Annotated in this window: 13 protein-coding genes; 2 read left to right on the forward strand and 11 right to left on the reverse strand. The window is 57.9% G+C overall.

Features of this window, described 5'->3' with window-relative positions; translation table 11 throughout:
- The 6 genes from GT756_RS18050 to prmB are packed head-to-tail and all read right to left on the reverse strand — an operon-like array spanning position 1 to position 4,558.
- On the reverse strand, positions 1-282 hold the full coding sequence (locus tag GT756_RS18050) for a YfcL family protein (protein ID WP_004201785.1): 282 nt from the start codon (positions 280-282) through the stop codon (positions 1-3).
- 31 nt (positions 283-313) lie between these two features.
- Positions 314-862: an elongation factor P hydroxylase gene (locus GT756_RS18055; RefSeq protein WP_004201786.1), complete on the reverse strand. Its 549-nt coding sequence runs from the start codon at positions 860-862 to the stop codon at positions 314-316.
- The gene (locus tag GT756_RS18060; RefSeq protein ID WP_004201787.1) at positions 862-1,671 is read right to left on the reverse strand and encodes a sulfite exporter TauE/SafE family protein; all 810 of its coding nucleotides are present in this window, start codon (positions 1,669-1,671) and stop codon (positions 862-864) included. The genes GT756_RS18055 and GT756_RS18060 overlap by 1 nt, the downstream gene beginning before the upstream one ends.
- The gene (mepA, locus tag GT756_RS18065) at positions 1,671-2,495 is read right to left on the reverse strand and encodes a penicillin-insensitive murein endopeptidase (protein ID WP_004201788.1); all 825 of its coding nucleotides are present in this window, start codon (positions 2,493-2,495) and stop codon (positions 1,671-1,673) included. Before mepA ends, GT756_RS18060 begins: the two co-directional genes overlap by 1 nt.
- A 2-nt stretch (positions 2,496-2,497) precedes the next feature.
- Positions 2,498-3,583 (reverse strand): chorismate synthase, encoded by a 1,086-nt coding sequence (aroC, locus tag GT756_RS18070; protein WP_160124976.1) that lies wholly within the window; start codon positions 3,581-3,583, stop codon positions 2,498-2,500.
- A 42-nt stretch (positions 3,584-3,625) separates the two neighbouring features.
- Positions 3,626-4,558 carry a 50S ribosomal protein L3 N(5)-glutamine methyltransferase gene (prmB, locus tag GT756_RS18075; RefSeq protein ID WP_002913346.1) on the reverse strand — a complete coding sequence of 311 codons (933 nt, stop codon included), beginning with the start codon at positions 4,556-4,558 and terminating at the stop codon, positions 3,626-3,628.
- A gap of 167 nt (positions 4,559-4,725) precedes the next feature.
- Between prmB and smrB the strand changes: the two genes are divergently transcribed.
- The gene (gene smrB, locus GT756_RS18080) at positions 4,726-5,277 is read left to right on the forward strand and encodes an endonuclease SmrB (RefSeq protein WP_017899504.1); all 552 of its coding nucleotides are present in this window, start codon (positions 4,726-4,728) and stop codon (positions 5,275-5,277) included.
- An 18-nt stretch (positions 5,278-5,295) separates the two neighbouring features.
- On the opposite strand, the gene sixA is transcribed toward smrB, so the two are convergent.
- From sixA to GT756_RS18100, 4 genes are all read right to left on the reverse strand, one after another.
- Entirely contained in the window at positions 5,296-5,781 is a 486-nt protein-coding gene (sixA, locus tag GT756_RS18085; RefSeq protein ID WP_004201794.1) for a phosphohistidine phosphatase SixA, read from the reverse strand.
- Positions 5,782-5,990: 209 nt separating this feature from the next.
- Positions 5,991-8,135, reverse strand: coding sequence for a fatty acid oxidation complex subunit alpha FadJ (gene fadJ, locus GT756_RS18090; RefSeq protein WP_023318793.1), 2,145 nt, complete (start codon positions 8,133-8,135; stop codon positions 5,991-5,993).
- Positions 8,135-9,445, reverse strand: coding sequence for an acetyl-CoA C-acyltransferase FadI (fadI, locus tag GT756_RS18095; RefSeq protein WP_017899503.1), 1,311 nt, complete (start codon positions 9,443-9,445; stop codon positions 8,135-8,137). Before fadI ends, fadJ begins: the two co-directional genes overlap by 1 nt.
- Positions 9,446-9,603: 158 nt before the next feature.
- Complete coding sequence (locus GT756_RS18100) at positions 9,604-9,888, reverse strand: YfcZ/YiiS family protein (protein WP_004201797.1); 285 nt, start codon at positions 9,886-9,888, stop codon at positions 9,604-9,606.
- 373 nt (positions 9,889-10,261) lie between these two features.
- On the opposite strand from GT756_RS18100, the gene fadL reads away from it, so the two are divergent.
- Positions 10,262-11,584 carry a long-chain fatty acid transporter FadL gene (gene fadL / locus GT756_RS18105; RefSeq protein WP_004201798.1) on the forward strand — a complete coding sequence of 441 codons (1,323 nt, stop codon included), beginning with the start codon at positions 10,262-10,264 and terminating at the stop codon, positions 11,582-11,584.
- A gap of 59 nt (positions 11,585-11,643) precedes the next feature.
- Here the strand turns inward: fadL and mlaA are convergent, their stop codons facing one another.
- A complete protein-coding gene (mlaA, locus tag GT756_RS18110; RefSeq protein WP_004201799.1) occupies positions 11,644-12,405 on the reverse strand; it encodes a phospholipid-binding lipoprotein MlaA in 762 nt (253 codons plus the stop codon).
- Positions 12,406-12,536 lie beyond the last annotated feature (131 nt).

The following is a 12,536-nucleotide window of genomic DNA, read 5'->3' on the forward strand; positions in this document are numbered from 1 at the left end:
TCAGGCCTGATTTTTTGCCTGCAGATACAGGTTTTCCCACATGCCCTGCACCAGAATTTGGTCCGGCGGCGACAGCTCGCCAGCGCCGATGGCTTTCTCCAGGCTATGGCTGACTTTGCTGTGTACCGCTTCAGCTGAATGCTCGCCCTCACCTTCCAGCTCTGCCACCGCCAGCGTCAGGTGGCCGCGCAGATAACCGCCGGCAAACAGTTCATCATCACTGGCGTGGTCTACCATGTTGTCAATCAGCGCCAGAATGCGTGATTCAAACTCCGCGATCATCGTCTTACCTCTTGTCATGTAATGTGTGGCCTTAGTGCAGGTCTTCCGGCCACGGAAAGTGTTCTGCCGTCAATGGCGGCGTTTGATAATAGTGTTGTAGTGCGCGAATAAGACGCGCCGGACGTTCGGGGATCCCTTGTTCAAGCAGAGTCATCACCTGGGCATGTACCCGGCGCTGAAAGGCGATGCGATCGGGTTCGACGTCACCTTCCAGATTGTCACAGCTGACGTTAAACGGAAATCCCGCCGCCACGCAGAACAGCCACTCCAGGGCCTGCGGTTTCACCTCGACGTCCTCAAACTGGCTTTGGGTCATTGCATCGCGACCGTCCGGGCAGTACCAGTAGCCAAAATCCACCTGTTCGCGGCGAGCCTTGCCGGCGATACACCAGTGGGAGATCTCGTGCAGAGCGCTGGCAAAAAAACCGTGCGCGAAGACGATACGGTGATATGGCGTGCCATCGTCTGCCGGAAGGTAGATCGGCTCATCGTCGCCTTTCACCAGGCGAGTATTAAAATCTGCGGCAAAGCAGCTATCGAAGAGATCGATCAGCTGCTGATAATGGTGTTGCTGTTGCATTAATGAATTCCCAACCACTGCAAAATCTCCGCCCCGTGGCTGTCGTAGAGAAGCTTCGCGCTCATCACCGCCGAGACGATAACGATCATCGGTCGGATCAGCGATTGCCCTTTACTCAGCACCAGCCGGGAGCCGGCGCGGGCGCCAATAAACTGTCCGGCCATCATCACAAAGCCGGTGGCCCAGATAACCTTCCCGCCGATAATAAACAGCAGCAGGCCGCCGACGTTCGAGGTGGCGTTGAGCAGTTTGGCGTGGGCCGTCGACTTCGCCAGGTTAAACCCGGCGAGGGTGACAAACGCCAGCGCATAAAACGAACCGGCGCCGGGGCCGAAAAAACCGTCGTAAAACCCGACGCTGCCGCCAGCGACCAGCGCAAACGGCAGACCGTAGAGCCGACGCTGCCGGTCCGCTTCGCCCAGTTTCGGCATCAGCAGAAAATAGAGACCGATGCCGATCACCAGCAACGGCAGGATCTGCTTAAGAATATCGGACTGCACGTGCTGGACCAGCAGCGCGCCGGCGGTTGAACCGATAAAGGTCATCAGAATATTCAGCTTCTGATCGGCGAGATTGACCACCTTGCGCCGGACAAAGTAGAGGGTCGCCGACAGCGATCCGCCGCAGGCCTGCAGCTTATTGGTCGCCAGCGCCTGGGCCGGCGGCATGCCTGCCGCCATAAGCGCCGGCACGGTCAGTAAGCCCCCGCCCCCGGCCAGTGAATCAATAAAACCGGCCAGGATGGCGACAAAAAAAAGCACCACCAGCACCAGCGGCGATACGGAAAACAACTCGATAAAACTATCCATTACAGCACATGCTCATCCAGTAGCGCCTGGCAGGAAGGCGGCAACGGCGGCGGCGTCTTCTTCACAGGTGGGGTAGACCCGGGTTTAGGTGGCTCGAACCAGCTCTGCAGCTCCGCTCCGCAGCCATCGCCGGCCGGCGGTGGCGCCTGATCTTCGCACTCCAGGCTGCCTGCCGGGCAGCGCAGACGGACGTGCATATGGGCGCGATGCTGGAACCAGGGACGAACTTTGCGCAGCCACTGGCGGTCGCTTCCCGCGTCCAGGCACAGCTGCTGTTTAATCGCCGGGTTGACGAAGATGCGGGTCACCTCGCTATCTTCCGCCGCCAGCTTGATCAGCTGGCTGATTTGCGGACTCCACAGCGACGGTACCACGCGTTTGCCATCGCTGGCGACCAGATCCAGGGCCTGCGGCTTCAGCAGCTGGGACGATGTCCAGCGCGTCTGCGGCAGCTGGAGGAAGATATCGACATCGAGGCCCGTCTGATGGCTGGCGTGGCCGCCGTTAAAACGGCCGCCTGCCGGCATCCCCATGTCGCCAATCAGCACGGTCCCCATGCCTTTATTGTGCACCTGATTGCTCAGGCGCTGAATAAACTGAATCAGATCCGGATGACCGAAGTAGCGCCGCTGATCGGTACGCATCACCTGATAGCCGACAGCGTTCAGCGGCAGCGCCTCGGCGCCAACGATACAGCCATTGGAGAACGCGCCAATCGACTGCGCGCTGCCGCCGATTGGCTGGGATATCTTCTGCCATGGCGTGGCGGCCAGGCTGCCGGCGCTGGCCAGCAGCGCCAACAGGGCGATAACGGTGTTTTTCATGGTTACCAGCGTGGAATTGTCGTCGTCACGTCGCCATTCTGCGCGCGCTGACGCATAAAATGATCCATTAAAACGATCGCCAGCATGGCCTCAGCGATCGGTACGGCGCGAATGCCGACGCACGGATCGTGACGCCCTTTGGTGATCATCTCCACCTCTTCGCCAAAGCGGTTAATGGTATGACCGGGAACGGTAATACTGGAGGTCGGCTTCAGCGCGATGTTGGCAACGATCTGCTGACCGCTGCTGATGCCGCCAAGAATGCCGCCGGCGTGGTTGCTCTGGAATCCGGCTTTGGTGATCTCATCGCGGTTTTCGCTGCCGCGCAGCTTCACCACCTCGAAACCGTCGCCAATCTCCACGCCTTTCACGGCGTTGATGCTCATCAGCGCATGGGCGATATCGGCGTCAAGGCGGTCAAAGACCGGCTCGCCAAGGCCCGGCGGTACGCCGTCGGCGACGACGGTAACTTTGGCGCCAATGGAGTCGCCCTCTTTTTTCAGACCGCGCATCAGTTCATCGAGAGCGTCGATTTTCTCCGGTTCCGGGCAGAAGAAGGGATTCTGTTCAACCTGTTCCCAGTCCTTAATGGCCAGCGGAATGTCGCCCATCTGCGTCAGGCAACCGCGAATGACGATGCCGAACTTCGCGGCGAGGAATTTTTTGGCAATCGCCCCGGCCGCCACGCGCATCGCGGTTTCGCGGGCGGAGGAGCGACCGCCGCCACGATAGTCGCGTAGACCATACTTTTGTTCGTAGGTGTAATCCGCATGGCCAGGACGAAACAGATCTTTGATCGCGCCGTAATCCTGCGAACGCTGATCGGTGTTCTCAATCAGCAGCCCGATACTGGTCCCGGTGGTGACGCCTTCGAAGACGCCGGAGAGGATTTTGACCTGATCCGGCTCGCGACGCTGCGTGGTGTAACGCGAGGTGCCCGGGCGACGACGATCGAGGTCGTGCTGCAGATCGGCTTCGGTCAGCGGAATGCCCGGCGGCACACCATCAACGATGCAGCCAAGCGCCAGGCCGTGCGACTCGCCGAAGGTGGTGACGCGAAAGAGTTGTCCAATTGTATTTCCTGCCATCACGGCTCCATTATTTGTCGTTATGTTGGCGTGTTGTTTTTTTTAGTCTTTATAAATACCGAAGTGCGCGCGAGCGTCAATCAGCTGTTGTTTGGTCAGCATAAAGACGCCGTCGCCGCCGTTATCAAACTCAAGCCAGGTAAACGGCACGTCCGGATACTGCTCCATCAGATGTACCATGCTGTTACCGACTTCACAAATCAGAATGCCGTCGTCGCTGAGATAATCCGGCGCATTGCCGAGGATGCGGCGCGTCAGCTTCAGGCCATCGCTTCCGGAGGCCAGACCCAGTACCGGCTCATGCTCATACTCTTCCGGCAGGTCGGCCATGTCCTCTTCATCGACATACGGCGGATTAGTGACGATCAGATCGTACTGTAGCTTCGGCAGATCGCGAAACAGGTCGGAACGGATCGGGGTCACGTGATGGATCAGGCCATGGGATTCCACGTTGTGCTCGGCGACGGCCAGCGCGTCCGGGGAGATATCCACGGCGTCGACTTCGGCTTCCGGGAAGGCATAGGCGCAGGCGATGGCGATGCAGCCGCTGCCGGTGCACATATCAAGGATATGCTGCGGCTTATGGTTAATTAGACCGGCAAACTGGTTATTGATCAGTTCGCCGATCGGGGAGCGCGGCACCAGCACCCGCTCATCAACGTAAAACTCATGGCCGCAGAACCACGCTTTGTTGGTCAGATAGGCGACGGGAATACGCTCGTTCACGCGGCGAATCACCCGCTCTACAATGCGGTGTTTCTCGCTGGAGGTCAGGCGCGCAGTGCGCATATCTTCCGGGATATCCAGCGGCAGATACAGCGAAGGCAGCACCAGTTGTACCGCCTCGTCCCACGGGTTGTCAGTCCCGTGACCGTACCAGATATTAGCAGCGCTGAAACGGCTTACCGCCCAGCGCAGCATGTCCTGAATGGTATGCAGCTCATTGACTGCCTCATCAACAAAAATTTTATCCACGACATCCTCCAGGGCACACTCTGCTATAAATTCGGCGGCTAGTGTGCCATGAAGACGGCGATAAATCAGCATTCTTGCGTGGGGTGGCGGGGGAAAAAACAGGTTTTCCTTGCCCGAAGGGATATTGAGTCGGGTAAACTAGCGCAAAGTATTAATGAGAGCGGACAATGAAAAAGAAGACATCGCTTAGCGAGGAGGATCAGGCGCTGTTCCGTCAGCTGATGACTGGCACGCGGCAGATCAAACAGGACACCATCGTGCACCGCCCGCAGCGCAAGAAAATCACCGAGGTTGCCCCTAAGCGTCTGTTGCAGGAACAGGCCGACAACAGCCACTATTTTTCCGATGAGTTTCAGCCGCTACTGAATACCGAAGGCTCGACGAAATATGTCCGCGCCGACGTCAGCCATTTTGAGCTGAAAAAGCTGCGCCGTGGGGATTATTCGCCGGAACTGTTTCTCGATTTGCATGGGCTCACCCAGCAGCAGGCCAAACAGGAACTGGGCGCGCTGATTGCCGCCTGCCGCCGCGAGCATGTGTTTTGCGCCTGCGTGATGCACGGGCACGGCAAGCACATTCTCAAACAGCAAACCCCGCTGTGGCTGGCGCAGCATCCACACATCATGGCTTTTCATCAGGCGCCAAAAGAGTACGGCGGTGACGCCGCACTGCTGATTCTGATTGAGGTCGAGGAGTGGCAACCACCGGAGCTGCCTTGACGGCGAGCTCCGGGGCCGTCAGATGGCGTTGGCCATTTTGAGGTTGCAGGGGCTTTTCTGCCAGAGGTATTCACCCTTGCCGTCGGCGTCCAGATTGACGCAGGCGATAGCCGAGGTGGTGAACATAGGGGGCGTTTCCCCCGGGCACAGCTCTGAGACGAGGTACCCCACCAGCGGCAGGTGGGAGACGACCAGCGCCGTCGCCACGCCTTCATTTGCCAGCGCCTGCAGATAGGCGCTCACCATACCTACATCGCCGCACGGCGTGAGTTCCGGCATCACGTCGACATGTTTCGGCAGGTTCATGCACTCCCCAACAATATCCAGCGTCTGTTCCGCACGCAGATAGGGACTGACAAGAACGCGCTCAATATCCACTTTTTGACCTTTCAGCCAGGTTGCCATCTGACGAGACTCATCACAACCGCATACGGTTAATGGACGAACCGAGTCGCTGGCTGCATCGAGGGCAGCGTCGCCGTGACGCATAATAAAAACTTGCATATTGCACCGCTTTTGTTAACCAGAAGCACCGAAGTTTAGCCTGCGAAGACAATACGCAGGCAACCCGGTGGCCGGGCATTGTGCCTGATCCATTCAACGAATGAAACGCTGTTTTTTACCTCAATGGCGTAAGTATAGTCAATGATTGTTTACAAAACAGCCAATCAACAGCGTCATCCGCAGCCGGATTTACCTTCTTTGACCACAACTTAGGTCAGCCGTTCATCCGCTGGCCAAAAGGTGGTCCCCTGTTCGGCCATGCGTAACAAAGTGTCACAGGGTGTAAAACGTGGGCCGTACTGGGCGGCCAGGCGCTGCAGGATCGCGGCAACTTCACCCGCGCCGATAGTATCCATATACCGGAACGGGCCGCCAAGAAATGGCGGAAACCCTATACCAAATACGGCGCCGATATCACCATCGCGCGCGCTACGGATGATCTGCTCATCAAAGCAGCGCGCCGCCTCGTTAAGCATCAGCATCACACAGCGCTCAGCCACCTGCTGCGCGGACAACCGCGACTGCGGGCGGTCGATGCCCAGCAGCGGATAGACTGCCGGGTCGGGCCGTTTTTTGCTTTTACGCCCTTTTATCTCATAAAGATAGAAACCACGATTATTTTTTCTACCTTTGCGATCGTCCTTCAAAATCGCGTCAATGATGTTTGCAGGCGGGCTAAAACGTTCTCCAAAGGCATTCTCCAGTACGGGAATAATTTTGGTGCCGGTATCGATACCCACCTCATCCAGCAGTTGAACCGGTCCCACCGGAAAACCGAATTTCACCAGGGCCTTATCAATCACCTCAACCGGTTCTCCCTCCACCAGCAGACGCATCGCTTCATTTATATACGGCGCGAGAATGCGGTTCACATAGAAGCCCGCTTTGTCCGCCACGACGATCGGCGTTTTCCCCTGACGTTTAGCCAGTTGCACCACCGTGGCAATGGTCTGCGGATCGGTTCCCTTATGCGGGATCACCTCAACCAGCGGCATTTTCTCCACCGGACTGAAAAAGTGCAGGCCGACCACCCGCTCAGGGTGGCTGGCATGGGCGGCTATATCGCCTATTGGTAACGACGACGTATTCGAGGCAAAGATAGTCTGCGGCCCGCCGTTTTGCTCCACTTCACTGACCATCCGCTGTTTCAGCGCCAGGTCTTCGAATACCGCCTCAATCACCACGTCGCGATGGGCAAAGCCCTGATAGTCGGTAGTGCCTGTGATCAGCGCCAGCTGACGATCGCGCTCGCTGGGGCGCAGTCGGCGCTGGCGAACCTGTTTGTTCAGCAGATCCCAGCTGTACTTTAAGGCGTGGTTGATCCCGCTCGGCTGAATATCTTTAATTCGCACCGGCAGTCCGCCTTTACAGGCGGTCACATAGGCGATCCCCCCGCCCATCAGGCCGCCGCCCAGGACTGCAACGCTTCTCAGCGGAGCGGGTTCCGCCTCAGCGCCACGGTCTTTTTTCAGATCGGTACTGGCAAAGAAGATCGATCGCAGCGCCTGCGACTGCGGGGTCATCGCCAGTTCGCCAAACGCGCGGGCCTCTTCGGCGTAACCGCTGCTGCAGCCGTGGGCCAGACCATTCTCGACGACCTGCAAAATTCGCTTCACCGCCGGGTAGTTGCCCTGGGTCTTGCGCTGCGTTTGCTTGCCGACGTACTGAAATAACAGATGGCGACCGAGGGGGCCCGCCAGCACGCGTTCGCGAACCGGCACCTCGCGGCTGGTCGGGCGTCCCTTCAGCGCCAGCTCCACCGCCGCCTGCAGTAAAATTGTCTGCGGCACCACCTCGTCCACCAGACCGGCCTTCAGCGCCTGGCGCGGCCGTAATTGCCTGCCGGTGAGCATCATATCCAGCGCCGTGCTGACGCCGATTAGCCGCGGTAAACGCTGCGTCCCACCGGAACCCGGCAGCAGACCAAGCTGTACCTCCGGCAACCCGAGTCGGGTTTTTTCGTCATCGCTACAGATGCGGCCATGGCAGGCCAGCGCCAGCTCCAGTCCGCCGCCCAGACAGGCGCCATGGATGGCGGCAATGACCGGAATCGACAAGCCATGGATTTCGGCCATAATCTGCTGCCCCTGGCGCGCCAGCGCTTCCGCCTCCTGCGCGCTGCGGCAGCGGGCAATCATGTTGATGTCTGCGCCGGCGATAAAGTTATCGGCTTTGGCGGAGATAAATACCACGCCGCGCACCGACTTATCGTCGCGTATCTGGCGTATCAGTCCCCGCACCTGATTGCCGAACTCGGCCTTCAGGGTATTCATTTTTTCACCCGGAGCATCAATGGTGATCACCGCGATTTTGTCCGCACGGACCTCAAGCTTAAAAGCGGAAACAGTATCCATTATTCAGCCTCCACAATCATCGCCGCGCCCAGACCGCCTGCCGCGCAGGCCGTCACCAGACCAAATCCCCCTCCCCGTCGCCGCAGCTCATGCAGCGTCTGGGTGATCATCCGCGCGCCGGTGGCGGCAAAGGGGTGACCGTAGGCGATAGAGCCGCCGAGGACGTTAAATTTACTCTCATCCACCTCACCGGTGGCCTGCGCGCGGCCCAGCACCTCGCGGGAAAAGCGGTCGCTTGCCAGACACTGGAGATTGGCCAGCGTCTGCGCGGCGAAAGCTTCGTGCATATCGATAAGCGTGAGATCCGCCAGCGTCAGGCCAGCGCGCTCCAGCGCCAGCGGCGTGGACCATGCGGGCCCCAGCAGCATATCCTGCCAGACATCGATGGCGGTAAAGGCATAGCTGCGCAGATAACCCAACGGCGTCAGACCCAGCTCTTTGGCCCGCGACTCGGTCATCAGGATCACCGCCGCCGCGCCATCCGTCAGCGGCGTGCTGTTGGCGGCGGTAACGGTGCCATGTTTACGGTCGAAGGCCGGACGTAACTTTTGGTAATCCGCGAGGGTTGAATTTTTACGGATATTGTTATCCTGCTCCAGCGGTTCGCGGAAGGGAGAAGCATAGGCGGTCATCACCTCTGCGGACAGCTTGCCCTCCTCCCAGGCTTTCGCTGCCAGCTGGTGTGAACGATGTGCCAGCGCATCCTGTTGTTCCCGGGTGATCCCCCAGCTTTTCGCCATCTGCTCGGCGGTATCGCCCATCCGTAAGCCGGTTGAATATTCAGCAACCGCCGGGGGAACCGGCAGCAGGTCGCGCGGCCGCAGGCGGGAAAACAGCTTCAGTTTCTGGCTCAGCGTGCGGGCTTTGTTCGCATCTACCAGCGCGCGGGCCAGCGTTTTGCTGACGCCGATAGGCAACACAGAGGAGGAGTCGGCACCGCCGGCGATACCGGCGCGGATGGTGCCGGCCATCAGGCTTTCGGCGACATTCGCCACGGCCTGGAAGCTGGTGGCGCAGGCGCGACTGACACTGTAAGCGTCGGTGTGCACGCTCATTCCGGTACCGAGCACAATTTCCCGGGCGATATTCGGCGCCTCCGGCATCTGCACGACCTGACCAAAGACCAGTTGCTCAATGGCTTGCGCAGGAATGTCGCTGCGCGCCAGCATTTCGCCAACCACCATTTTTCCTAAATCAACGGCGGGAATGCCATGAAATGCCGTCGCCTGACGCGCAAACGGCGTGCGTAACCCTGTGACAATGGCAATGCGATCGCCCTGCCGGGTGATAAGCGGTAATGCCTGACTCATAACTCTCCCCTGTTAACCAAGACAAACAAGTGGTCTGACCTGATAGCATTGTTAACTAATTTTTTACATTAAGCCAATCGGGGAAGCGAAAAATTGCGAGCCAAAACACATTGAACGGAAAAGATAACGCCCCTTTCACGGGGCGTTAAGCGGAGGGATTAACGCAGACCCAACTGGAAGATCAGGGATTCGGCCTCACAGCTAAACACAAAATCGATATCCAGCTGTACGCCGCCGTCAACGTCGGCGAAGACGGGATTAATCTTGCACGGTTCAGATTCCACACTGCGGGCTTTTTCGCTCAGCGCGGCGAGCATTTGCTCTGCTTCCGCACGGTTGGCGAATACGCGGCTGTATGAGGCGGTGCAGTCGGTGTTGTCGACAATGGTCCCAACATCCATACAGCAGCAAACCGGGGTTTCATCAGCGCTACATTTACTCATCGTAGATTTCCTCTGGATATGCACCTGCGGTGCCAGACAATTTATGTGCCTATTTTACGCCCGCTCCCTGGTCTGCCTCCAGCCGATAATCGCCATCGCGGCGTTAAGTGACAGAAATCACACTTAAAAATGATCTAAAACAAAAATCACCTTTTCTCTCTCTCCTTCCCCCCGACAATTTTGCCAGCTGGATCGCGTTTCTGTTATCACAATTGAAAAACTTCATAAACAAACTTGCAACAACTCATCTGGTCAGACCTATACTCAGCGCACTGGTCTGATTTCTCTGTTGTACCGCAGACCCTACACTTCCGCGCTTCTGTTACGGCATGTAACATAGTTTAAAAAAAAATAACTCAATGAGGTTATGGGCATGAGCCAGAAAACCCGCTTTACCCAATCTGCCCTTGCAGTGGCTGTCGCACTTGTTTCCACCCAGGCCTGGTCAGCAGGCTTCCAGCTCAACGAATTCTCTTCATCAGGGCTGGGTCGGGCCTATTCCGGTGAAGGGGCTATCGCAGACGATGCAGGCAATGCCAGTCGTAACCCGGCATTAATTATGATGTTTGACCGTCCGACCATGTCGGCGGGCGCCGTTTTTGTCGACCCGGGCGTCAATGTCTCCGGGACTTCACCCACCGGCAAAAGCCTGAATGCAGACAATATCGCCCCGACGGCGTGGGTACCTAACTTCCACTTTGTCGCGCCGATTAACGATCAGTTTGGTTGGGGGGCGTCCATCACCTCCAACTACGGCCTGGCAACCGAATACAACGATGACTATGCCGCCGGCAGCATGGGCGGGAAAACCGACCTGACCACCGCGAACTTTAACCTGAGCGGCGCCTACCGTCTCGACAGCAACTGGAGCTTCGGCTTAGGCTTTGACGCGGTCTACGCTAAGGCGAAGATCGAGCGCTATGCTGGCGATCTGGGGCAGATTGTCGCTGGCTCGGGCGCGCTGCCGCCGGCGCTGGCGGGCCAGGTAGCGAAGATCCCGGCCGACACGCAGATCGCCCATCTTAACGGCAACGCCTGGGGCTTTGGCTGGAACGCCGGTATCCTCTACGAGCTGGATAAAAATAACCGCTACGGTTTAACCTACCGTTCCGAGGTCAAGATCGACTTCGACGGTAACTACCGCAGCAGCCTGCCGGCAGCCTATAACCAGATCCTCGGCAACTTCGGTCTGCCAGCAGGTACTAATGGCCAAACCACCGACGGTTCACTGACCCTTAACCTGCCGGAAATGTGGGAGCTGTCGGGTTATAACCGCGTAGCACCGCAGTGGGCGGTCCACTACAGTCTGACCTACACCAGCTGGAGTCAGTTCCAGGAGCTGAAAGCCACCGGCAGCAACGGCCAGACGCTGTTCTATAAAGAGGAAGGCTTTAAGGACGCCTACCGACTTGCGTTGGGGACCACCTATTATTATGACGATAACTGGACCTTCCGCACCGGTATCGCCTTCGATGACAGCCCGGTACCAGCCAACAATCGCTCCATTTCCATTCCGGATCAGGATCGCCTGTGGCTGAGCGCGGGTACCACCTACGCGTTCAACAAGGATGCGTCGGTTGACGTCGGGATTTCCTATATGCACGGGCAGCATGTTGAAATCAAGGAAGGCCCGTATACCTTCCGCTCCGAAGGGACCGCCTGGCTGTACGGCGCCAACTTCAACTACCGCTTCTGATAAGCGGCACACAACAAAAAAGGGTGAACATCATGTTCACCCTTTTTTTTCTTTGCCGATTACTGTGAATCGATATCTTTCAGTTCATCCTGAATGGCCTGGGCGTTCGGATTGTCCGCCGGGGTCAGCTTACCGCCGTTGGCGATAAAGTCATGACGCTGGAAGTAAGCTTCACGCACCATAATGTAAGGATCGGAAGACTGGCGCAGCAGACCGTCGGAATCCAGCAGCTGAGCGCGTGTTTCAATGCCTTCCACCGCCCATTTGCCGATCGACATCGGCCAGGTCAGCCAGGAGAGCACCGGATAGAGGCCATCGGCCATATCGCCGCCTTCGTCGCGCAGGGTAAAGCTGCCGTAGAATGGCAGTTGCACATACGGACCATAGCCGACGCCATAGTGGCCAAGCGTGCTGCCGAAACGATGCGGTTCAACGCGCTGCAGCTGCGGATTAGCCATCCCGGCGACATCGATCAGCCCCCCCATCCCGAGGATGGTGTTCAGGAAGAAGCGGGTAAAGTGGACCATCCCTTTATAGGGGTCGCCCTGCAGGAAGGAGTTCACCATCACCGCCGGCTCTTCCAGGTTGCTGGTGAAGTTACTTAAGCCATTGCGCGCCGGCTGCGGAACATAGTCACGCCATGCCACCGCGACGGGACGAAGCACGTAAGGATCAACCACGTTAAAGTTGAAATTGAACATCGTGCGGTTAAACCCTTCTAACGGGTCTGAGCGCCCCTGCGGCTGATCGCCAGAGCTGGAACTGGCACATCCCACCAGCAATGTGGCGCCAAGCGCAAGCGCCGACAGGCGATAATTCATAGATGTCTCCCTGGTTTTTATGGCTATCGCGAGTTGCCATCCATGACGGAAAGACAACGTTTCCGCCCGTAAAGATGTGAGCGATTGTAACAGCACGTTGAACGATGTCTATATCACCCAAGTTGTTGATT

The organism is Klebsiella sp. Q2 (genome assembly GCF_009900705.1).
Lineage (GTDB): Bacteria > Pseudomonadota > Gammaproteobacteria > Enterobacterales > Enterobacteriaceae > Klebsiella > Klebsiella quasipneumoniae.